Source organism: Algoriphagus aurantiacus (assembly GCF_035156405.1).
Classification (GTDB): domain Bacteria; phylum Bacteroidota; class Bacteroidia; order Cytophagales; family Cyclobacteriaceae; genus Algoriphagus; species Algoriphagus aurantiacus.
On the sequence record NZ_JAXRUT010000072.1, the window covers coordinates 1 to 1,411 of the forward strand.

2 protein-coding genes are annotated in these 1,411 nt (G+C 48.3%); both read right to left on the reverse strand.

Annotated features, from left to right (window positions below):
* Window positions 1-429: carbohydrate-binding protein (locus SYJ56_RS25770; RefSeq protein ID WP_323839275.1), on the reverse strand; the 429-nt coding region annotated here is incomplete at its 3' end.
* Window positions 354-1,376, reverse strand: coding sequence for an Ig-like domain-containing protein (locus SYJ56_RS25775; protein ID WP_465038407.1), 1,023 nt, complete (start codon window positions 1,374-1,376; stop codon window positions 354-356). The genes SYJ56_RS25775 and SYJ56_RS25770, both read right to left, overlap by 76 nt.
* Window positions 1,377-1,411: the final 35 nt, after the last annotated feature.

The window sequence follows — 1,411 nt, forward strand, 5'->3', positions numbered from 1 at the left end:
TCCATTATAGAAATCGACTTTGGCAATTGTTCCGTCCGCATCTGTAGCGTTTGCAGTGATGCCAAGGTTATCTCCCTGGATGAACTGGGAGTTTGCACCTGGAGCAGTGATACTTACGCTTGGTGCGTCGTTTGGTATTGTGAAGTGTAGGGAGTTGAGATTGCCGAAGTATCCATTTTCGCCGTTACTGTCAAGAACGTAACGCAGCACATGCGTTCCGGCTGGGAGATTGACTCCTGTCTTCTTCACAGAGGCCCAAGAACCCCACCCACCCGTGTCTGGAACCGTAAGAGGACCGGTGACATCGATACCGTCGCATTCTATGTGGAAAGTTCCACCGGCGCCAGGAGCGGCTACTCGCGCATCAAGGTTGTAAGCTCCCGCCGTTGTAATATTGACTGTGTACTCAAGCCACTCGTTGAGATACATCCAACCCACGCTGTAACCGCCTTCGGTAGCAACTTCGATATCAACATCGTCAGCGCGGTAGGCTCCGCCAATATTGCCTGAATCNTCCAACCCACGCTGTAACCACCTTCGGTAGCAACTTCGATATCAACATCGTCAGCGCGGTAGGCTCCGCCAATATTGCCTGAATCGATATCGTGATAGCTTACACCATTTCCACCTACGTCATAATTTTCGGCTTCCACCGTTCCGGGGATTATCGCGGCTGTTCCGCCATAAGGAGAGCGGGATGTTTTTTCTCCGTCATTACTATTGACAACGGCAATATTAACAGCGGTTGAAACTGTAGTCGTTCCTTTGTTGTCAGTAGCCTTTGCAGTCAGGGAGAAGCTTCCAACAGGATAATTTGCCCATGCAAAGCTGTATGGGGAAGTAGTGTCTGTTCCTAGAAGCGTGTTTCCATTGTAGAAATCAACTTTGGCAATTGTTCCATCAGAGTCAGCTGCATCGGATGTAATGGTGATGTCGTCTCCTTGGGTGAACTGGGAGTTTGTACCTGGAGCGGTGATGCTTACGGTTGGAGCAACGTTTGTTTTTTCTCCGTCATTACTATTGACAACGGCAATATTAACAACGGCTGAAACAGTAGCCAATCCTTTATCGTCAGTAGCCTTTGCAGTAAGGGAGAGGTCTCCTACAGGAAGATTAGTCCAGGCAAAACTGTATGGGGAAGTAGTGTCTGTTCCTAAAAGTGTGTTTCCATTGTAGAAATCCACCTTGGCGATGGTTCCGTCCGCATCTGTAGCGTTAGCAGTGATGGTAAGGTTATCTCCCTGGATGAACTGGGAGTTTGTACCTGGAGCGGTGATATTTACACCCGGAGCTACATTTGCTTTTTCTCCGACATTGATATTGACAATCTCTGAAACAGTAGCTTTTCCTTTGTTGTCAGTTGCCTTTGCAGTCAGAGAGAAACTTCCAAGAGGTAGGTTTGCCCATGCAA